This is a genomic window from Brevundimonas viscosa (assembly GCF_900116065.1).
Taxonomy (GTDB): Bacteria; Pseudomonadota; Alphaproteobacteria; order Caulobacterales; family Caulobacteraceae; genus Brevundimonas; species Brevundimonas viscosa.
On record NZ_FOZV01000001.1, the window covers coordinates 676,544 to 696,733 of the forward strand.

The 20,190-nt window shown below is 71.2% G+C and carries 21 protein-coding genes; 16 read left to right on the forward strand and 5 right to left on the reverse strand.

The genetic code is table 11. The features are described from left to right. Position 1: 1 nt before the first annotated feature. On the reverse strand, positions 2–2,896 hold the full coding sequence (gene secA / locus BM333_RS03390; protein ID WP_092307275.1) for a preprotein translocase subunit SecA: 2,895 nt from the start codon (positions 2,894–2,896) through the stop codon (positions 2–4). Positions 2,897–3,134: 238 nt separating this feature from the next. On the opposite strand from secA, the gene BM333_RS03395 reads away from it, so the two are divergent. The 4 genes from BM333_RS03395 to BM333_RS03410 are packed head-to-tail and all read left to right on the forward strand — an operon-like array spanning position 3,135 to position 6,051. After that, the gene (locus BM333_RS03395) at positions 3,135–4,070 is read left to right on the forward strand and encodes a peptidylprolyl isomerase (RefSeq protein ID WP_092307277.1); all 936 of its coding nucleotides are present in this window, start codon (positions 3,135–3,137) and stop codon (positions 4,068–4,070) included. Continuing rightward, complete coding sequence (argJ, locus tag BM333_RS03400; RefSeq protein WP_092307279.1) at positions 4,067–5,446, forward strand: bifunctional glutamate N-acetyltransferase/amino-acid acetyltransferase ArgJ; 1,380 nt, start codon at positions 4,067–4,069, stop codon at positions 5,444–5,446. Before BM333_RS03395 ends, argJ begins: the two co-directional genes overlap by 4 nt. Positions 5,447–5,454: 8 nt before the next feature. Continuing rightward, on the forward strand, positions 5,455–5,853 hold the full coding sequence (locus tag BM333_RS03405; RefSeq protein ID WP_177221794.1) for a (deoxy)nucleoside triphosphate pyrophosphohydrolase: 399 nt from the start codon (positions 5,455–5,457) through the stop codon (positions 5,851–5,853). Positions 5,854–5,871: 18 nt separating this feature from the next. Beyond that, the gene (locus tag BM333_RS03410) at positions 5,872–6,051 is read left to right on the forward strand and encodes a Flp family type IVb pilin (RefSeq protein WP_092307283.1); all 180 of its coding nucleotides are present in this window, start codon (positions 5,872–5,874) and stop codon (positions 6,049–6,051) included. Positions 6,052–6,060: 9 nt separating this feature from the next. Here the strand turns inward: BM333_RS03410 and BM333_RS03415 are convergent, their stop codons facing one another. Next, complete coding sequence (locus BM333_RS03415) at positions 6,061–6,945, reverse strand: methyltransferase domain-containing protein (protein WP_092307285.1); 885 nt, start codon at positions 6,943–6,945, stop codon at positions 6,061–6,063. On the opposite strand from BM333_RS03415, the gene BM333_RS03420 reads away from it, so the two are divergent. From BM333_RS03420 to BM333_RS03445, 6 genes are read left to right on the forward strand one after another with little or no spacing between them, the layout of a single operon-like run. Next, positions 6,944–7,738: a ComF family protein gene (locus BM333_RS03420; RefSeq protein WP_092307287.1), complete on the forward strand. Its 795-nt coding sequence runs from the start codon at positions 6,944–6,946 to the stop codon at positions 7,736–7,738. The genes BM333_RS03415 and BM333_RS03420 overlap by 2 nt on opposite strands. A gap of 24 nt (positions 7,739–7,762) precedes the next feature. After that, entirely contained in the window at positions 7,763–8,020 is a 258-nt protein-coding gene (gene grxC / locus BM333_RS03425; RefSeq protein ID WP_092307289.1) for a glutaredoxin 3, read from the forward strand. Next, positions 8,020–8,856 (forward strand): carbon-nitrogen hydrolase family protein, encoded by an 837-nt coding sequence (locus tag BM333_RS03430; RefSeq protein WP_177221783.1) that lies wholly within the window; start codon positions 8,020–8,022, stop codon positions 8,854–8,856. The genes grxC and BM333_RS03430 overlap by 1 nt, the downstream gene beginning before the upstream one ends. After that, entirely contained in the window at positions 8,853–9,284 is a 432-nt protein-coding gene (locus tag BM333_RS03435; protein ID WP_092307294.1) for a DUF1178 family protein, read from the forward strand. Before BM333_RS03430 ends, BM333_RS03435 begins: the two co-directional genes overlap by 4 nt. A gap of 49 nt (positions 9,285–9,333) precedes the next feature. Continuing rightward, a complete protein-coding gene (locus tag BM333_RS03440) occupies positions 9,334–9,786 on the forward strand; it encodes a DUF6265 family protein (RefSeq protein WP_092307297.1) in 453 nt (150 codons plus the stop codon). An 11-nt stretch (positions 9,787–9,797) separates the two neighbouring features. Next, positions 9,798–10,283: a GNAT family N-acetyltransferase gene (locus tag BM333_RS03445; RefSeq protein ID WP_143105753.1), complete on the forward strand. Its 486-nt coding sequence runs from the start codon at positions 9,798–9,800 to the stop codon at positions 10,281–10,283. Between the two features lie 9 nt (positions 10,284–10,292). On the opposite strand, the gene BM333_RS03450 is transcribed toward BM333_RS03445, so the two are convergent. Together BM333_RS03450 and ubiG are read right to left on the reverse strand one after the other, a co-directional pair. Further along, a complete protein-coding gene (locus BM333_RS03450; RefSeq protein WP_092307302.1) occupies positions 10,293–10,517 on the reverse strand; it encodes a hypothetical protein in 225 nt (74 codons plus the stop codon). A 101-nt stretch (positions 10,518–10,618) separates the two neighbouring features. Next, positions 10,619–11,422: a bifunctional 2-polyprenyl-6-hydroxyphenol methylase/3-demethylubiquinol 3-O-methyltransferase UbiG gene (gene ubiG, locus BM333_RS03455; RefSeq protein ID WP_092307304.1), complete on the reverse strand. Its 804-nt coding sequence runs from the start codon at positions 11,420–11,422 to the stop codon at positions 10,619–10,621. A 55-nt stretch (positions 11,423–11,477) separates the two neighbouring features. On the opposite strand from ubiG, the gene BM333_RS03460 reads away from it, so the two are divergent. The 5 genes from BM333_RS03460 to BM333_RS03480 all read left to right on the forward strand — a co-directional run bounded on the left by BM333_RS03460 (position 11,478) and on the right by BM333_RS03480 (position 18,191). Beyond that, positions 11,478–12,752 (forward strand): aspartate kinase, encoded by a 1,275-nt coding sequence (locus tag BM333_RS03460; protein ID WP_092307612.1) that lies wholly within the window; start codon positions 11,478–11,480, stop codon positions 12,750–12,752. 112 nt (positions 12,753–12,864) lie between these two features. Further along, positions 12,865–15,069, forward strand: coding sequence for a phosphoenolpyruvate--protein phosphotransferase (gene ptsP / locus BM333_RS03465; RefSeq protein WP_425425115.1), 2,205 nt, complete (start codon positions 12,865–12,867; stop codon positions 15,067–15,069). A 189-nt stretch (positions 15,070–15,258) separates the two neighbouring features. Then, positions 15,259–16,374, forward strand: a complete 1,116-nt coding sequence (locus tag BM333_RS03470) for a helix-turn-helix domain-containing protein (RefSeq protein WP_092307308.1) — start codon at positions 15,259–15,261, stop codon at positions 16,372–16,374. Positions 16,375–16,432: 58 nt separating this feature from the next. Beyond that, positions 16,433–17,578, forward strand: a complete 1,146-nt coding sequence (gene ispG / locus BM333_RS03475; protein ID WP_092307310.1) for a flavodoxin-dependent (E)-4-hydroxy-3-methylbut-2-enyl-diphosphate synthase — start codon at positions 16,433–16,435, stop codon at positions 17,576–17,578. Between the two features lie 16 nt (positions 17,579–17,594). Continuing rightward, positions 17,595–18,191, forward strand: a complete 597-nt coding sequence (locus BM333_RS03480; RefSeq protein WP_092307312.1) for a glutathione S-transferase N-terminal domain-containing protein — start codon at positions 17,595–17,597, stop codon at positions 18,189–18,191. On the opposite strand, the gene BM333_RS03485 is transcribed toward BM333_RS03480, so the two are convergent. Next, positions 18,188–18,967 (reverse strand): sulfite exporter TauE/SafE family protein, encoded by a 780-nt coding sequence (locus BM333_RS03485; RefSeq protein WP_092307314.1) that lies wholly within the window; start codon positions 18,965–18,967, stop codon positions 18,188–18,190. The genes BM333_RS03480 and BM333_RS03485 overlap by 4 nt on opposite strands. A 152-nt stretch (positions 18,968–19,119) precedes the next feature. On the opposite strand from BM333_RS03485, the gene prfA reads away from it, so the two are divergent. Further along, positions 19,120–20,187, forward strand: a complete 1,068-nt coding sequence (gene prfA, locus BM333_RS03490; RefSeq protein WP_092307316.1) for a peptide chain release factor 1 — start codon at positions 19,120–19,122, stop codon at positions 20,185–20,187. Positions 20,188–20,190 lie beyond the last annotated feature (3 nt).

Below are 20,190 nucleotides of genomic sequence, written 5' to 3' on the forward strand. Positions count from 1 at the left end.
GTCAGACCAGCGCGCCGTGGCAGTGCTTGAACTTGCGGCCCGAGCCGCACGGGCAGTCGGCGTTGCGCGGGGTGCGCTCCCAGCCGACCGGCAGGGCGTCCACTGGCAGGCGGGCGCGGTCCTCGCCCTGCAGCTGACCTTCGGGCAGCTGCGCCGACGGATTGGTCATCTCGTTCTCGCCGGTGCCGGGGTTCAGGTGGATCTCCTGGAACTCCGGCAGCTCCATCGGCGGCGGCGCCTCGAAGCGGAACTCGACGGTCATCAGCCAGCGGGTGACGTTGTGGCGCAGCTCGTAGAGCAGCGTCTCGAACAGGTTGAAGGCCTCGGTCTTGTACTCGTTCAGCGGATCGCGCTGGCCATAGCCGCGCAGGCCGATGACGCCGCGCAGGTGGTCCAGGTGGACCAGGTGCTCGCGCCATTGCATGTCGACCATCTGCAGCAGGAACTGCTTCTCGAGGTTGCGGGTCTGCGTCTGGCCGACCAGCTCCAGCCGCTCGGCGGCGCGGGCGTCTGCGGCGGCGACGATCCGCTCCTCGATCTCCTCGTTGGAGACGCCCTCCTCGGCGGCCCACTCGGCCAGCGGCAGCTCGAGTCCGAGGGTGTGACGGACCTTCTCGTCCAGCCCCTCGATGTCCCACTGCTCGGCGTAGGCCTTGGGCGGCATGTGTTTTTCGACGAGATCGGAGATCACGTCGTTGCGGAACTCCGCGACCAGCTCCGACAGGTCCTCGGCGTCCATGAACTCCTGGCGCTGCTCGAACACGGCCTTGCGCTGGTCGTTCACAACGTCGTCGTACTTCAGCAGGTTCTTGCGGATGTCGTAGTTGCGCTGTTCGACCCGCTTCTGCGCCGTCTCGACCGCGCGGTTCAGCCACGGGTGGCTGATGGCCTCGCCCTCGGCCACGCCGAAGTTGCGCATGATCGCGTCCAGCCGGTCGCCGGCGAAGATGCGCAGCAGGTCGTCCTCGCACGACAGGAAGAATTTCGAGGTGCCGGGGTCGCCCTGGCGGCCGGTGCGGCCGCGCAGCTGGTTGTCGATGCGGCGGCTCTCGTGGCGCTCGGTGCCGAGCACGAACAGGCCGCCGGCGGCCAGCGCCTTCTCCTTCTGGACCGCGATGTCGGCCTTGAACTCGGCCTCCTGGGCGGACTCCATCTCGGGAGTCACCTCGACGGCCATGTTGCGCTGGTCGAGGCGCCACTTCTGCATCCGCATCTCGAGGTTGCCCCCGAGCTGGATGTCGGTGCCGCGGCCGGCCATGTTGGTGGCGATGGTCACCGCGCCGGGCAGGCCGGCGTCGGCCACGATGTAGGCTTCCTGTTCGTGCTGACGGGCGTTCAGCACGCTGTGCGGAATGCCGCGGCCCGTCCTGATCTCGATGTCGAAATCGTCGTCCTTGAGCGCGTGGTAGGCCTTCTTCGCGGCGGCGCGGACCTTGGGGTCCTCGCTCCGGGCCTCGGCCTCGAGGTGGGCGTGCTGCGGCTTCAGCGTCTTGATCCGGACCTCGTATTCGTAGGTCTGGAGCAGTTCGGACAGGGTCTCGGACTTCTCGATCGACACCGTGCCGACGAGGATCGGCTGGCCGCGCACGTGGCATTCGGCGATCTGGGCGGCGATGGCCCGGTTCTTCTCGGCGGCCGTGCGGAAGATCTCGTCGTCGTGGTCGATGCGCTGGATCGGCCGGTGCGTCGGCACCTCGAGCACGTCCATCTTGTAGATGTCGAGGAATTCCTGCGCCTCGGTGGCGGCCGTGCCGGTCATGCCGGACAGCTTCTCGTAGAGGCGGAAATAGTTCTGGATGGTGACCGAGGCCAGGGTCTGGTTCTCGGGCTGGATCTTGACGCCTTCCTTGGCCTCGATGGCCTGGTGCAGGCCTTCCGACAGCCGCCGGCCCTGCATCATGCGGCCGGTGAACTCGTCGATCAGCATGATCTCGCCAGCGCGGATGATGTAATCCTTGTCCTTTACATACAAGGTGTTAGCCCGCAGCGCCTGGTTGATATGGTGCACCAGGGTGATGTTGGCGGCGTCATAGAGGCCGGTGGTGTCGGGCGCGAACAGGCCGCGCTCCTCCATGATCTGCTCGATCCGCTCGGAGCCCTCCTCGGTCAGCAAGGCCTGGCGCTGCTTCTCGTCCAGGTCGAAGGTCGCCTTGTCCTGGATCAGCTCCTTGATGATCGCGTCGACCGTCACATAGAGCTCGGACCGGTCCTCGGTCGGGCCCGAGATGATCAGCGGCGTGCGGGCCTCGTCGATCAGGATCGAGTCGACCTCATCGACGATGGCGAAGTGGTGCGGCCGCTGCACCATCTCGCGCCGGTCGTAGACCAGGTTGTCGCGCAGATAGTCGAAGCCGAATTCGTTGTTGGTGCCGTAGGTGATGTCGGCCGCGTAGGCCGCCTGACGCTGGCCCTGGCTGAGGCCGTTGACGATCACCCCGACCTCGAGGCCGAGGAAGCGGTAGACCCGACCCATCCATTCAGCGTCGCGGCGGGCGAGGTAGTCGTTGACGGTGATGACGTGCACGCCCTTGCCGAGCAGGGCGTTCAGGTACACCGGCGCCACCGCCACCAGGGTCTTGCCCTCGCCGGTGCGCATCTCGGCGATGCCGCCGTCGTGCAGGATCATGCCGCCGGTCAGCTGCACGTCGTACTGGCGCTGGCCCAGCACCCGCTTGGAAGCCTCGCGCGCCACGGCGAAGGCGTCGTTGAGGATCTTGTCGAGGTTCTCGCCCTGGGCGATGCGGTCGCGGAACGCGTCCGTCATCATGCGCAGTTCGCCGTCGGACAGGGCGGCGTACTTCGCCTCCAGCGCGTTGATCTTCTGGACCCGGCCCATGAAGTCCTTGACCTTGCGGTCGTTGGATGAGCCGAAAAACTTCTTGGCGATGCCGAGCATGGGTGATCCGAAGGCGGGCGAGCGTCGAATGGCTCTGGTACGAGGTCCCGAAGGGGCGGCGGTCAGACGCCGCGGAGAGGCCTCGGCGACGCCGGCCCGCGAAGCCCGTGACGGGCGGTCGCACGGGGCCGCGCGAACATTCGAAAACCCCTCGACTTGGGCGCAGGCGGGACTTAAGCACCGGCCTTATCCCTGTCAACGCGAGGGCTATTGCCGCCCGCAGACGGAGCGCGCCCGCATGCGGCCTTCCCGCCTCCTGTTTTCCGCCGTGCTGGCCCTCAGCCTGGCCGTGGCCGCGTGCGGTCGCGGCGGCGGCGACGCCCGGCCGCCAGAGCCGGGCGACCGGGCTGTCGCGAAGGTTCAGGACGAGACCATCTGGGCCTCCGACGTCAAGCGCGAGGCTGTGGCACAAGGACTGGTCGGCGAGGGCGAGCCGCTGGACGTCACCTCCGACCTGTTCCGCCGCGTGCTGGACGAGGTCATAGACCAGAAGCTGCTCGCCCGCGAGGCCGAGCGGCGCGGTCTCGACAACTCGGCGCTCGCCCAGCGGCGGCTCGAGGCGACGCGCGAACGGATTCTCGGCGACATGCTGGTCGAGACGGTGGTCAACAACACCATCTCCGAGCGCAAGGTCGAGGAGCTCTACCAGGAGCAGCTGCGTCTGGCGCGGACCTCCGAGGAGATCCGCACCCGTCTGATCCTGTCGCGGACCAGGGAGGAGGCAGACGCGGTGGTCGGCATCCTCGCCCAGGGGGCCGCCTTCGAGGCGGTGGCCATGGAGCGCTCCGTCGATGAGGCGACACGCTTTTCCGGCGGCGACCTCGGCTATTCGACCCTCGACGTCATGCCCCAGGCCTACGCCAACGCCCTGCGCGACAAGCCGGCGGGGTCGACGGTCGGGCCGTTCCAGACCGAGGGCGGCTGGGCCGTGCTGCGGGTCGAGGACCGCCGCCGCGAGACGCCGCCGACGCTGGAGCAGGCCCGGCCGCAAATCGTGCGGTACCTGACCTATGAGGGCGTGCGGCAGCTGCTCGAGGACCTGCGGGGCAAGGCTGAGGTCGACGTGCTGCTGAACGGCGACGCCGCCCGGCCTCAGGAGCCGGCCTCGGCCCCCGCCGCCCCGGCGGCGGGATCGCCTCCCGCGTCCGCTCCGGCCGCCGCGAGCGCGTCGTGACTCGTCCGCCCGTCGCCAGCCGGGGTTCGACCGGCCAGAAGATCGAACAGGCCATCGAGAAGGCGCTGGATCCGCTCGCCTCGGCCCTCAAGCGCGCCGCTCCCGGCCGGACCCCGCCGGGGGCGCCCGGTAAGCCGGGGCTGGAGATTTCGCCCCTGGCCGTGCCCTTTCCCGCCATCCCCGCGGTCGGCGGCGTGGAGATCGCCGCCGCCCGGGCCGGGTTCTACAAGCACGAGCGGGATGACCTGGTGGTGTTCCGCTTCGCGCCGGGCACGACCTGCGCCGGGGTCTTCACCCGTCACAAGGTCGGGTCGGCGCCGGTCGACTGGTGCAAGCGCCACCTGGGGGCCGAGGGCGGCGGCTCGGACGTCCGGGCGCTGGTGGTCAACGCCGGCTGCGCCAACGCCTTCACCGGCAAGGCGGGAGCCGACGCGGCCCGGCGCACCGCCTCGGAAGCGGCCAAGCGCTTCGGCTGCCGCCAGCGCGACGTGATGCTGGCCTCGACCGGCGTCATCGGCGTGGTGCTGGACGACCGCAAGATCGCCGCCCGCCTGGCCGACGTCGAGGCGGGAATGTCGGCGGACAACTGGGCCGCCGCCGGCCGGGCGATCATGACCACCGACACCTTCCCGAAGGGCTCTTACGCCGAGTGCGAGATCGAGGGGGTCAAGGTGAAGGTCGCCGGCATCGCCAAGGGATCGGGCATGATCGCGCCGGACATGGCGACCATGCTGGCCTTCATCGTCACCGACGCCGACATCCATCCGAACGTCCTGCGCGCCATGCTGGGCCTGCACGTGCGCACCACCTTCAACAGCGTCACCGTCGACGGCGACACCTCGACCAACGACACCTGCCTGCTGTTCGCCACCGGCGCTTCGGGAGCGCCGCGCATCGGCCGCGTCGGCGATCGCCGGCTGAAGGATTTCTCGCGGGCCCTGGACCAGGTGATGCTCGACCTCGCGCACCAGTTGGTGCGCGACGGCGAGGGGGCGACCAAGTTCGTCAAGGTCACCGTCGACGGCGCCGCCAGCCCCGCCTCGGCCCGAAAGCTGGCCAAGTCGATCGCCGACAGCCCCCTGGTCAAGACGGCGCTGGCCGGGGAGGACGCCAACTGGGGCCGGGTGGTCATGGCCGTGGGCAAGACCGAGGAGCCGGTCGACCGCGACCGGCTGATGATCCGCTTCGGCCCGCACGTGGCCGCGATCGACGGCGCCCCGTCGCCGGCCTACGACGAGGCGACGATGAGCGCCTACATGAAGAACGCGGAGATCGACATCACCGTCGACGTGGGCTCCGGCCGGGCCTCGGCGACCGTGTGGACCTGCGACCTGACCAAGCGCTACGTCGAGATCAACGGCGACTACCGCTCGTGAGCGAGCCGCTGAAGACCGTCCTCGTCGTCGCCGTCGCCCTGATCGACGCCGACGGCCGCGTGCTGATCGCCCAGCGGCCCGAGGGCAAGCAGCTGGCTGGTCTCTGGGAATTCCCGGGCGGCAAGGTCGAGCCGGGCGAGCGGCCCGAGGCGGCCCTGATCCGCGAGCTGAAGGAGGAGCTGGGGATCGACGTCAGGGAGGCGTGTCTGGCCCCCTTCGTGTTCACCAGTCACGCTTACGAATCCTTTCACCTGTTGATGCCACTCTATCTGTGCCGACGGTGGTCGGGGACGGTGCAGGCGCGCGAGCACGCCGCGCTGAAGTGGGTTCGGCCGAACCGGCTTCGGGACTATCCCATGCCGCCGGCGGACGAACCGCTGGTCGCCTGGCTGCGCGACCTGCTCTAGCCGCCGGGGAGGGGGCCGATGCGACGTTTCCTGTCCCGCTTGCGCAAGGACGAACGGGGAGCCACCGCCCTCGAGTACGGGCTGATCATCGCCCTGATCTTCCTCGTCATCCTGTCGGCGCTGACCGCCTTCGGCGCGACCGGCAGCGGCATCTTCAACGGGGCGATGGACGCGATCCGCTCGGCGATGGGCGGCTGAGCGGCGGGGTCAGTCCTCGCCGGTGTGCTCCGTCACCCCCAGCGCGTCGGCCAGCCGCATCTTCGCCGAGCCGCGCGGCAGCGGCTTCTGCTGGCTCTCGTGCGGCGCCCAGCCGGCCAGATGCACGATCTCGAAGGTCGCCGGAATGCGGCCGTCGGCGTCCCCATACCGTTCGGCGTAGAGCTGGGCGGCGCGCCCGGCGATGCCGCGGGTGAGAGGGCGGACCGGACCCGCCAGCGCATTGCTCTCGCCCATGGCCCGCAGGTCGCGCACCAGGGCGAACAGGTCCGGATAGCGCACCGTCAGCCGGTCCACGTCGGCGACCGGCAGGGCGAATCCGGCCCGCTGCAGCAGGGCCGCTCCGTCGAAGCCGTCGGCGAAAGGAGACACCCGCGCCTGGGCGCCGCCGCGCGCCTCCAGCTCGGCCTCGGTCAGCACCGCCCGCAGCTCCTTCAGCGTGCCCGCGCCCAGCAGGGTGCCGATGAACAGGCCGTCCGGCCTCAGCGCCCGCCGGATCTGCGCCAGGGCCCCCGGCAGGTCGTTGGCCCAGTGCAGGCTCATCAGCGAGACGACCAGATCCTGCGACTGGTCGGGCAGGTCCAGCGGCGTCTCGCCGGGGCCGGCGCGGCGGGCGCGATCGGCGACGGTCTTCACCGGCCCCACCCGCGCCGCGGCGGAGCTCGTCGCCAGCGCCCGGGCGAACGGACCCGGGTGGGCCGAGAGGTCGATCGCCTCGGGCCACTCCCGCATCAGCGCCTCGAGGCTGTGCACCGCGTTCTCCGCCGCCCGCGCGTGCAGGAAATCGGCGCCGCCGATGGCGGATTCGCTGCGATGCAGTCTTGCCGTCCGGCGGCGACTGTCGAAGATGACGGGAGGGGCGGAGGACGAACTCATGCGGCCTCAGGATGGGGTCTGGCGCGCGCGTTGGGAAGCCGCGGCGGGGGCGGGGCGGACGTTCGGTCGCGGCCTCGCCGATCTGCTGTTGCCGCCGCTCGCCCACGACAGCCCCGAGCCCACCGCCGGCGCCGGTCTCACCGCCAGCGCCTGGAGCCGGGTGAGCTTTCTGGAAGATCCGGTCTGCGACGGCTGCGGCGGCGCCTTCGAGATGGACGGCGGCGAGTTCGCCTCCCAGCGCTGCGCCGCCTGCCTCGCCCGGCCCTACGCCTTCGCCCGGGCGCGGGCGGCCTGCGTCTATGACGAGGCCTCGCGCGGCCTGATCCTGTGCTTCAAGCATGGCGATCACCAGCCGTATGCGCCCCTGTTCGCCCGCTGGATCAGCCGCGCCGCCGCGCCCCTGATCACCGACGCCGACGCGATCGCTCCGGTGCCGCTGCATCCGCTCCGGCTGCTGTCGCGCCGCTTCAACCAGTCGGCCGAGATCGCCCGCCCCCTGGCCCGACTGTCCGGGCGCGACTATTTGCCCGACGCCCTGGTCCGGCTCAGCCACACCGCCAGCCAGGGCGGCAAGTCGGCGCGGGGCCGCCGCCTGAACGTCAGGAAGGCCTTCGCCGTCAGCGACGCGGGCGCGCGCCGGGTGCGGGGCCGCCGCATCCTTCTTGTCGACGATGTGTTGACCACGGGCGCCACCGCCGAGGCCTGCGCCCGCGCGCTGCTCGAGGCGGGCGCCCGCGCCGTCGACTTGGCCGTCATCGCCCGGGTGCGCAGGGCGCGGGAACTGCCTACATAGCGGCTACAGTTACAGGAGTTCCCTTTGGCCGACATCGTCATCTACACCAAGCCCGGCTGCCCCTACTGCGTGGCCGCCAAGGCCCTGCTCGAGCGCAAGGGCGCGGATTTCACCGAGATCGTCGCCTCCAACGACCCGGCGAAGAAGCAGGAGATGATCCAGCGCTCAAACGGCCGCATGACCTTCCCGCAGATCTTCATCGACGGTCGCCACATCGGCGGCTCCGATGACCTCCACGCCCTCGACCGCAAGGGCGGGCTGGACCCGCTGCTCGCCGCCTGATGACCACGCTTCCGGTCGCCCTCGTCCAGACCCGCACCCCGGCCTCGCCGGCGGCGGCGCTCGCCCATGTCGAGCCGCTGATCCGCGAGGCGGCGGCGGGCGGGGCCAGGCTGATCCTGACCCCCGAGGCGACCAACTTCGTCATCAAGGATCGTCCGAGCCGCGAGGCGGTGCTGGCGACGGCAGACGACGACGAGGTCGTCCGGCGGCTGCGGGCCCTGGCGCAGGAGCTGGGCGTCTGGCTGCTGATCGGCTCGGTCATCGTCCGTTCCGGCGTGGCCGGAGACGACCGGGCGGCCAACCGCTCGCTGCTGATCGACGACGCCGGGGCGATCGCCGCGACCTACGACAAGCTGCACGTCTACGACGTCGATCTGCCGACCGGCGAAAGCTGGCGCGAAAGCGCCTCGATCCGACCCGGAGACGCGGCGGTCGTGGGCGAAACGCCCTGGGGCTCGCTGGGTCTGACGGTCTGCTACGACCTGCGGTTCCCCCAGCTGTTCCGGGCCCTGGCGAAGGCGGGCGCTTCGATGATCGCCGTGCCCTCGGCCTTCACTGTGCCGACCGGGGAGGCGCACTGGGAGACCCTGCTGCGGGCCCGGGCCATCGAGACCGGCTGTTTCATCCTCGCCCCGGCCCAGGGCGGGGCGCACGAGGACGGCCGTCGCACCTGGGGCCGGTCCATGATCGTCGGGCCGTGGGGCGAGGTCGTCGCCAGGCTTGACCACGACGAGCCCGGCGTGCTGTTCGCCACGCTCGACCTCGACGCCGTGGCCCGCGCCCGCCAGGCCGTTCCACAGCTGACACACGACCGCGACTTCGACCCGCCCCGATGATCCGCTACGCCCTCCATTGCGATCTTGCTCACGAGTTCGAGGCATGGTTCGCCTCGTCTTCGGACTACGACGCCCAGTCCGCGCGCGGACTGGTGCAGTGTCCGGTCTGCGGCTCGTCGGCCGTGAGCAAGCAGATCATGGCCCCGGCCGTGGCTGGCACGAGGAAGACCGCGGCGCCCCAGCTGGCGGCGAAGATGCAGACCATGATGATGCAGGCGGCCCGCGAGGTGCGCTCGCACGTCGAGCAGAACTTCGAATACGTCGGCGACGCCTTCGCCCGCGAGGCCCGGGACATCCACGAGGGCCGCTCGGAGCGGCGCGAGATCTACGGCGAGGCGACCCCGACCGAGGTGAAGAAGCTGCGCGACGACGGCGTGCCCTGCGCACCCTTGCCGCCGGCGCCGCCTGAGCCCGGGAAGCTGAATTAGGCGGTCGTCGACACGGGCCTTTTCGGGCATTCTGCGCCCGGAGCCCGCCATGTCCCTCGCCGCCTTCCTGCTCGCCGCCGCCGCTCAGGCCCCCACGCCCGACGCCCTCGCATGGATGTCCGGCTACTGGCTGTCGTGCGAGGACGGCCGGGAGGTTTCGGAGACGTGGAGCGACCCGCGCGGCGGCCTGCTGGCCGGGCGCGGCAAGACGTTCCAGTCGGGGGAGGCGACGTTCGAGCTCTCGCACATCGGCCCGCGCCAGGACGGGCTGGCGTATTTCGCGCGACCGAACGGCCGGGCGGCGACCGTGTTCGCGGCGACCGAGATCGGCGACAACCGCGCGGTGTTCGAGAACCCGGCTCACGATTTCCCGACGCGCATCGTCTACGAGCGGGAAGGCGAGATCCTGTCCGCGCGCATCGAGGGCGAGATGGAGGGACGTCCGGTCTCCATGGGATGGCGCTTCCGCAGCGCGGAGCTGAACTCGCGATGCCCGGACTGAGCTGGCGTCCCATGACGGACGGCGACCTCGATGCCGTCGCCGCGCTCGCGCTCGTCGCCTTTCCGGATCACTACGAAGGCCGCGACTGCTTCGCCAACCGCCTGGCGCTGCATCCGCAGGGCTGTCTCGTGCTGGACGGGCCGGACAGGCCCGGTCAGGCGGCGGCGGGCTACATGGTCGCCTACCCGTGGCGGGCGGGTGAGGCGCCGGCCCTGAACACGCTCATCGACGCCCTGCCCGACGACGCCGACCTGATCTATCTGCACGACCTCGCCCTGCATCCGCAGGTGCGGGGGCAGGGCTGGTCGCGGCCCGCCGTCGAGCGACTGGCCGGGGACGCGCGCGCCGCCGGCTCGCCGGCGCTGGCCCTGGTGGCGGTGAACGACGCCGAACCCTTCTGGGCGCGGCACGGCTTCGCCGTCGAGGAATCCCCGGCGATGACGCGCAAGCTGGCGAGCTACGGCCCCGGCGCCCGCTACATGGTGCGGCCGCTCTGATCCGGGCGCCTATTCGCGGCCGCGGGTCCAGCCCTTCTCGGCCATGCAGGTGACGAAGGCGGTCGTGCCCTCGTCGTGACCGGCGCGGGCGCGGCATTCGTCGCGGGCCCCGTCGAAAGGCTGGGCGCCGTGACCGGTCCAGCCGTAATCGCTGTCGGCGTCGATGACGGTGACGCAGGCGGCCGAGGTGAGGGCGGCGGCCGAAACAGCGGCGAGGATCATGAGGCGTTTCATGCGGAGGACTCCGTGAATGGTGGAGCTTCCCGTTCGCACATCCCGCTGTGGGAGGTCCCGTTACAAGACGGCAAGCTGGGTGAATTCGCCGTAAGGCGGCCTCAGTCGCGCAAGGCCACCATCATGTAGTTGATGTCCGCGTCGGCGCTCTCGCTCCAGCGGTCGGACAGCGGGTCGTAGACGAGGCCGTAGGGCCCCATCACCGTCAGCGGCTCCGGCGCGAGCATCTCGCGGATTTCGTCGGGCTTCAGGAACTGTCGCCAGTCATGGGTGCCCGCCGGGACCCAGCGCAGCACGTACTCGGCCGCCACCTTGCCCAGCGCCAGCGACTTGAGCGTCCGGTTCAGCGTGGCCACGACCAGCATGCCGCCGGGCTTCACCAGCCGGGCGCAGGTGCGCACGAAGGCGGCGGGATCGGCGACGTGTTCGATGACCTCGAGCGTCAGGACCACATCGAACGGCCCCGCGCCTCCCGCCTCCAGTTGTTCCACGGTGGCGGCGCGATAGGCGATGTCCAGCCCCGTCTGGGCCGCGTGCGCCCGGGCCGTGCCGATGTTCTCGCTCGAGGCGTCGATGGCCGTGACCTCGAACCCCAGCCGGCTCATCGGCTCCGCCATCAGCCCGCCGCCGCAGCCGACGTCGAGCAGGCTCAGGCCCGCGAAGGGCGCTCGCACCCGGACGTCCCGGCCGAACCGCTCCGCGGCGCGGTCGCGCACGAAGGCCAACCGGGCCGGATTGAACCGGTGCAGCGGCGCGAACGGCCCCTTCGCATCCCACCATTCGGCCGCCTGGGCCGAGAAGCGCGCCACGTCGGCAGGGTCGATGGAAGGGCCCTCAGCCTGCCCGTTGAATTCGCCCGCGCTTTGGGGTTCCCGGCCGTCCGCCGGGTCGTTAGAAGCGACCATGGGCCGAGGGATGAACGTCCGCGGCCCTCCATGCAAGACGGAGCGGTTCGCCACGATGACGCGGCCAGATGCCACGCGGCTGGTGATGAAGTTCGGCGGCACGTCGATGGGCGACCTCGAACGCATCCGTCGCGCGGCGCGCATCGTCGCGGCCGAGGTGCAGGCGGGCCGCAAGGTGGCGGTGGTGGTCTCCGCCATGGCCGGCAAGACCAACGAGCTGGTGGCCTGGACCGACGGGGCGGGCCGCCCCGCCCAGGGAATTCCGCTCTCCGACGACGAGTACGACGTGGTGGTGGCCTCGGGCGAGCAGGTGACGGCGGGGCTGCTGGCCCTGACCCTGCGCAATCTCGGGGTCCAGGCGCGCAGCTGGATGGGCTGGCAGATCCCCATCCTTACCGACGACGCCCACGGTCGCGCCCGCATCGAGGACGTGCCGGGCGAGGTCATCGGGACCGCCATCGACGACGGCGAGGTGGCGGTGGTGCCCGGCTTCCAAGGCGTCACCCGCGACGGCCGCATCACCACCCTCGGCCGCGGCGGCTCGGACACCTCGGCGGTGGCTGTGGCCGCGGCGCTGGGCTGCGCCTGCGACATCTACACCGACGTGGACGGAGTCTACACCACCGACCCGCGCATTGAGCAGAAGGCCCGCCGCCTCGAAAAGGTCTCCTACGAGGAGATGCTGGAGATGGCTTCCCTGGGGGCCAAGGTGCTGCAGACCCGCTCGGTCGAACTGGCCATGGCGAAACAGGTCCCGGTGCGGGTCCTGTCCAGCTTCATCGAACCGGACGCCGACGGCGTCCTGCCCGACAAGGGCGGAACCCTGATCTGCGACGAGGAGGAGATCGTGGAAAAGCGCATCGTGTCCGGCGTGACCATGAGCCGCGACGAGGCCCGCATCACCCTGCTCGGCCTCGCCGACCGCACCGACGCCCCGGCCGACGTCTTCACCCGTCTGGCCGAGGCCAACGTCAACGTCGACATGATCGTCCAGTCGCAGTCGCGCACGGAAGGGACGGTCAACCTGACCTTCACAACCGGCCGCCGAGACGCGGCGCGCGCCGCCGAACTGATGCGCGCCGCCCAGGCCGAGATCGGCTTCGACGAGATCCGCGTCGACGAGGACGTGGCCAAGGTCTCGGTGATCGGCGTCGGCATGCGCAGCCACGCCGGTGTGGCCCAGACCATGTTCCGGGCGCTGGCCGACAAGGGGATCAAGTTCCAGGCCATCTCGACGTCGGAGATCAAGATCAGCGTGCTGATCGACGCCGCCTACGCCGAACTGGCGGTGCGCGCCCTGCACGCGGCCTACGGACTGGAAACGGTCTAGCGAACAAGCTTTTCTGCGCCCATCTGGGGCGCGGAGTCGAGGAGAGGCCATGCCGGGAGGCGGATTGACGACAAGGGGGCCCCGGAACCTCCTTCGCCAGATCCGCGAGGCGATGGCGGGGGCGGCGCCGGCCCAGGAGCGGCTGGACACCGTCGTTCGCATCATCGCCCAGTCGATGGTGGCCGAGGTCTGCTCGATCTACCTGCGCCGCGCCTCGGGCGAGCTGGAGCTGTTCGCCACCCAGGGCCTCAAGCCCGAGGCGGTGCACAAGACGCGCCTGCGGCCCGGCGAGGGCCTTGTCGGCGAGGTGGCGCGCTCGGCGCAGCCGATCAGCCTCTCGGACGCCCCCGCGCACCCCAGCTTCGCCTACCGGCCCGAGACCGGCGAGGATCCCTACCACGCCTTCCTCGGCGCCCCCCTGCTGCGCGGCGGCCGGGCTATCGGCGTGCTGGTCGTCCAGAACCGCTCCGAGCGGCGCTACGACGAGGACGAGGTCGAGGACATCCAGACCATCGCCATGGTGCTGGCCGAGACCGTCGCCTCGGGCGAGCTGCTGGGTCAGGAGGAGCTGCGCGACATCGAGGTCGCGCCGCACCGGCCCGAACGGCTGAAGGGCCAGCTCTTCGCCGAGGGGCTCGCCTTCGGCCATGTGGTGCTGCACGAGGCCCCGGTGCCGCCGGAGAACCTTCTGGCGGAGGACCCGCAGGCCGAGGAGGTGCGTCTGCACGAGGCCCTGGTCGGGCTGAAGGCCAACATCGACAAGATGCTGGAAGGCGGGCAGGGCGGGCTGGCCGGCCCCTCGTTCGAGGTGCTCGAGACCTACCGTATGTTCGCCGACGACCGCGGCTGGAACCGCTCGCTGGTCGAGGCGGTCCGCACCGGCCTGACCGCAGAGGCCGCCGTGGACCGCGTGCGCAACGAGCATCGCGCCCGCTTCGCCAAGGCCCGCGACCCGTACATCAAGGAGCGGCTGCACGACTTCGAGGATCTCGCCAACCGGCTGCTGCGCGTGCTGGCCGGCGACCGTCCGGGCGAGCGGGAGCTGCCGGACGACGCCATCCTCGTGGCCCGCAACCTCGGTCCGGCCGACCTGCTGGAGTATCCACGGCACAAGCTGCGCGGCCTGTTGCTCGAGGAGGGCTCGGCCGCCAGCCACGCCGCCATCGTCGCCCGCGCCCTCCAGATCCCCTGCGTCGGCCGCCTGATGGGCCTGCGCGACCGGCTGTCGGAAGGCGACCTCGTGATCGCCGACGGCGAGACCGGAGAGGCCTACCTCAGGCCGCGGCCGGACATGCTGGCCGCCGTCGAGTCGCGCATGCAGGTGCGCAGCCAGCGCGAGGCCGAGTTCGCGGCCCTGCGCGACACCCCCGCCGTCACCCTCGACGGCCAGCGCATCACCCTGCTGACCAACGCCGGCCTGGCCGTCGACCTGGAGAACCTCGACGCGGTCGGAGCCGAGGGCATCGGCCTGTTCCGCACCGAGTTCCAGTTCATGGTCTCGGACGAACTGCCCCGCCTCGACAGCCAGACGGCGCTGTACCGGCGCGTGCTGGACACCGCTGGCAGGCGCCCGGTCACCTTCCGCACGCTCGACATCGGCGGCGACAAGGTGCTGCCGTACCTGGAGACCGAGCGCGAGGAGAACCCCGCGCTGGGCCGGCGCGCCGTTCGTCTCGGCCTCGACCGCCCCGGCCTGCTGCGGCTGCAGCTGCGCGCCCTGCTCACCGCCGCCGCCGGCCGCGAGCTGCGGGTCATGTTCCCGATGATCGCCACCGTCGACGAGTTCCGCCACGCCCGCGAGCTGGTCGATGTCGAATGCGCCTGGGCGCGGCGGCGCGGACGGGCCCTGCCGGACCTCCTGCGGGTCGGGGCGATGATCGAGTGTCCGTCGCTGCTGTGGCACCTCGACGCCCTGCTGCCGCTGACCGACTTCGTCTCGGTCGGCACCAATGACCTGTTCCAGTACATGTTCGCCGCCGACCGGACCAATCCGCTGGTGGCCGACCGCTATGATCCGCTGTCGCCGCCGGCGCTGCGGGCGCTGGCGGAGATCCAGCGGCGCTGCGCCGACACCGGCACGCCGGTCTCGGTCTGCGGCGAGCTGGCCGGACGGCCGCTGGAAGCCTTCGCCCTGCTGACCCTCGGCTTCACCCGCCTGTCCGCGCCGGCCGGCGGCGTCGGGCCGGTGAAGCGGATGATCCTCTCGGCCGACCTCGGCGCGGCCCGGCGCGGCATGGCCAACCTGCTCGGCTCCTCCTCGGCCTCCGTCCGCGGCGAGCTGGAGAGTCTGGCGCGAAAGTTGAACGTCACGATCTGATCGGCGCCCCGCCGGCACGGCCCGGGTGCTTAACAAATCGTTGATCGGTCGACGCTAATGGGTTATCCACAAGGCGAGCTCGAAGGGTCCGCGGGGGCAGGCCCGGACTGTCATCCCGATATGGTACAGGGCCCGGGTTCGAGTACGGCGGGCGGCGTTTCCGCGCCGCCGAGCGTTGGGTGGGGCGTTATGGCGCTGGATGCGGGCAAGGGCCCGGAAGAGTACGGAGCCCAGTCGGACTGGCGGGACGTCATTCCCCCCATCACCGACGCCCCGACTCTCGGCGACGGCCTGCGGGACGCGCGCGAGCGCTCCGGCCGGTCGCTGGTCGAGCTGTCCAGCGTCACCCGGGTGCCGGTGCGTTACCTCGCGGCGCTCGAACAGAACGATTTCTCCGTGCTGCCGAACCGGGTCTTCTCGATCGGCTATGTCCGCGCCTACGCCGCGGCGCTCGGGCTCGACGAACAGCTGGCGGTGGAACGGTTCAAGGGCGAGACGCCGGATCCTTCCGTGCCGCTGCAGCCCCCGGTCGGCGTCGCCTTCGAGGAGGTGCGCCGCTATTCGCCCCGCCTGATCGCCGCCGGCCTGGCCCTGGTGGTCGCCGTCGTCGGCTGGAACGTGTTCCAGCGCGTCAGCCTGATGCGCGCGCCGCAGCCGTCCGACATCGCCGAGGTGCCGGAAAGCTGGCGGCTGGGCGAGGTGCCGGGGCAGGGGGAGCTGGTCCGCCTGGCCGCGCCGCGGCCGGCCCCGCCGGACCAGACCGTGCCGGCGCTATATGTCACGCCCGGGCTTGAAGCCCAGCTCACCGGGGTCGATCCGGCGTCGCCCGAGGCCGTGGCGGCCGCGGCCCTCGCCGCCCCTCCGGTGCAGAAGGCCTTCAACCCGCGTGGCGCCATCTACGGCGCCTCGGCCAACGCCTCCCAGGTTGTGATCCAGGCCCGCAAGGCCGCGGGTCTCGTGGTGCGGATGGCCGACGGCCGGGTGCTGTTCGCCCGCCAGCTGGCCGCCGGCGACGCCTGGCGCGCGCCCCTCGGCGTGGCGGCGACGGTCGACGTCTCCGACCCCGCCGCGTTCGACGTTTACCTGAACGGCGAGCATGGCGGCGCTCTCGAAACCAGCCTCACGCCGCTCGCGCAGCTGAACGCCCGCGCCCAGAGCCTCGCCCGGCAGGCGGCCGCGGAAGTCGCCGCCCGCGCCGAATCCGCCCGCGCCGCGGCCGCCCGCGCCCGCGACGAGGTGCAGGATCAGGCGGAGCTTCAGGCCGCCTCGATGCAGGCCGTGGTGAGCTCCGCCGCCGGCGGTTGACCTTGCGACCGTCTGCGTCGTGGCCATGCCGCAATCCCGTGCCTATGTTCGCCCCCGCATGAGCCTCGATCACACCCACGTCCGTCCCTGGCGCCATATCGAGCGCCGCCAGAGCCGCCAGATCATGGTCGGCTCCGTGCCCGTGGGCGGCGGCGCGCCGATCACCGTGCAGTCGATGACCAACACCCCGACCGCCGACGCGGCGGCGACGATCGACCAGATCCGACGCCTCGAAGAGGCGGGGGCCGACATCGTCCGGGTCTCCTGCCCGGACGAGGACTCGACCGCCGCCTTCCGCACCATCGCCCGCGAGGCGAAGGTCCCGCTGGTCGCCGACATTCACTTCCACTACCGCCGCGGCATCGAGGCGGCCGAGGCCGGCGCCGCCTGCCTGCGCATCAATCCCGGCAACATCGGTTCGCCCGACCGCGTCCGCGAGGTGATCCAGGCGGCCAAGGACCACGGCTGCTCGATGCGCATCGGCGTCAACGCCGGCTCGCTGGAACGCGACCTGCTGGAGAAGTACGGCGAGCCCTGCCCCGAGGCCATGGTCGAGAGCGCCCTGAGCCACGCCCGTATCCTGCAGGACCACGACTTCCACGAGTTCAAGATCTCGGTGAAGGCCTCGGACCCGTTCCTGACCGTCGCCGCCTACCAGCAGCTGGCCGAGGCCATCGACTGCCCGCTGCACCTCGGCGTCACGGAGGCGGGGCCCCTGCGCACCGGCACTATCAAGTCGGCTATCGGCATGGGCTCGATGCTGTGGGCCGGAATCGGCGACACCATCCGCGTCTCCCTCGCCGCCGATCCGGTCGAGGAGATCAAGGTCGGCTTCGACATCCTCAAGTCGCTGGGGCTGCGGCACCGCGGGGTCAACATCATCGCCTGCCCGTCCTGCGCCCGGCAGGGCTTCGACGTGATCGAGACGGTGGGCATCCTCGAGGAGAAGCTGGCCCATGTGACCACGCCGATGTCGCTGTCGATCATCGGCTGCGTGGTCAACGGCCCGGGCGAGGCGCTCTACACCGACGTCGGCTTCACCGGCGGCGGGGCGGGCTCGGGCATGATGTACCTGAACGGCAAGATCGCCGGCAAACAGGCCAATGCCGGCATGATCGACGAGATCGTCGCCCGGGTGGAGGCGAAGGCCGCCGAGCTCGAGGCGGCGCGGGCGGCCGCGTTGACGCCAGTGGCTGCGGAATAGGGGCGCCGGAGAAGGCATGAAACTCTATATCTCCACCGCCTCGCCCTACGCCCGCAAGTGCCGCATCGTCGCCCGTGAGAAGGGGCTGGCCGAGCGGATCGAGGAGATCGTCGCCGATCCCTACGCCAACGACCCCGCCCTGCTGGCGGCCAACCCGGTGGTGCAGGTGCCGACCCTGATCGCCGAGGACGGCCTCCCGCTGAACGACAGCCCGGTGATCTGCGAATATCTCGACGCCTTGGGCACCGGCCCGCGGCTGCTGCCCGAAGGCGGCCCTGAGCGGCTGCGGGTGCGGCGTCTGGAGACGCTTGCCAACGGCGCGCTGGAGATGGGCGTCAAGCTGGTGCTGGAGAAGCGCCGGCCGGAGCACGAGCGTTCGCCGATGTGGATCGCGCGCTGGACGGAGAACATGGCCCGGGCGCTGGACGCGCTGGAGGCCGCCGATCTGCAGCCCGACGACCTGAACGTGGGAACGATCACCGCCGCGGCGGCTGCGACGTGGATCGGGTTCCGCCACCCCGATCTTGACTGGGCCGGGGGCCGCCCCCGTCTGGCGGCCTTCACCGCGGCCGTGGAGCGGCGGCCGAGTTTCGCCGCGACCCGGCCGGCCTAGCCGACCACGCCCGCCAGCTGCAGCCCCTGGAAGGCGGCGAGCAGCACCAGCAGTCCTCCCACCGCCATGCCCAGCACGCGCCGGGGCACGCGCTTGACGATCCAGCCGGCGAACGGCGCCGCTATCAGGCCGCCGGCGATGAGGCCGGCGATCGCGGCTGCGTGGTTCTGCAGGGCGCCGGCCTCGCGCCAGTGTCCGGTGACGAGCGCCCATACGAAGGCGGCGCTGATCGCCGTGGTGACGAAGAACTCGGCGGTGTTGGCCGTTCCGATGGCGCGGCGCGGCTCCTGACCGGCGCCCAGCAGGGTCGAGGAGACGGTGGGTCCCCAGCCGCCGCCGCCGGCCGCGTCGAGGAAGCCGCCGACCAGCCCCAGCGGCGCGGTCCACCCTGCGCGCAGCCGGCGCAGGGGCAGCTCGTGCCGGCTGCGCCACAGGATGTAGATCCCCACGAGGGCGAGGTAGGCGACGACGAACGGCTTGACCGTGTCGCCGTCGAACCCCGTCAGCACATAGGCGCCGAGGCAGCCGCCGATCACGCCGGCCGCCGCGAGCGGAACGCACAGACGCCAGTCGACGTTGCGGTGCGCCACATGGCTGCTCGCGGACGCCGCCGTGGTGAAGACCTCCGCCCCGTGCACGCTGGCCGAGGCCATGGCCGGCGGCACCCCGAAGGCCAGCAGGACCGACGAGGAGATCACCCCGTAGGCCATGCCCAGGGCTCCGTCGACGGACTGGGCCAGCACGCCGACCATGAAGAACAGCAGGAAGGTTTCCATCGGGTCCCGGCGATGCGTCCGCGCCGCCAGCTAACGCCTGATCCCTTCCGCTGTAATGGTCACGCTTTCACTTTTGCGTCAGGCGCCGCCGCCGCCCGGGTTGGACAGGCGCCGGTCGGACGGATAGGAGAACGGCCCCTTCGGAGACTCCCTTGCGACTTCCCCAGGCCCGGCTCGATCAGGTGCTCGACCGCTTCCACGAGGTGGAGGCGCGCATGGGCGCGGCCGCCGACGGCGCCGAGATCGTCCGCCTGTCGAAGGAGCACGCCGAGCTCAGGCCGGTCGCCGACGCCGTGCAGGAGCTCGCCCGCGCCCGCGCCGAGATGGCCGACCTCGAGGCCATGGCCGACGATCCGGAGATGGCCGAGATGGCCGCCGAGGAGCTGGAGGCGCTCAGGGATCGCCTGCCCGAGCTGGAGCGTCAGGTCGCCCTCCTGCTGGCCCCGCGCGACGCCGACGAGAACGCCTCGGCCGTGCTGGAGGTCCGCGCCGGCACCGGCGGCGACGAAGCCGCCCTGTTCGCCGGCGACCTGTTTCGCATGTACTCGCGCTACGCCCAGTCGCGCGGCTGGCGGGTCGAGATCGACAGCGTCTCCGAGGGCGAGGCCGGCGGCTACAAGGAGATTGTCGCCACCATCACCGGCGAAGGCGTGTTCGGCCGGTTGAAGTTCGAGTCGGGCGTCCACCGGGTGCAGCGCGTGCCGGTCACCGAGGCCGGCGGCCGCATCCACACTTCGGCCGCCACCGTGGCGGTCCTGCCCGAGGTCGAGGACGTCGAGATCGAGATCCGCGACCAGGATATCCGCATCGACACCTACCGCAGCTCCGGCGCCGGCGGCCAGCACGTCAACAAGACCGACTCGGCCGTCCGCATCACCCACCTGCCCACCGGCATTGTGGTGACCTCCTCGGAGAAGTCGCAGCACGTCAACCGCGACAAGGCGATGAAGAACCTGCGCGTCCGGCTCTACGACATGCAGCGCCAGGCCAAGGACCAGGCCCGCTCCGACGCGCGCAAGTCCCAGGTCGGCTCCGGCGACCGCTCCGAGCGCATCCGGACCTACAACTTCCCGCAAGGCCGGGTCACCGACCACCGCATCGGCCTGACCCTGCACAGCCTGCCGCAGATCCTCGAGGGCGACCTCGACCCCATGCTGGACGCCCTGATCGCCGAGGACCAGGCCGCCCGCCTCGCCGACCTCGAGGCCGAGTTCGCCTGACGC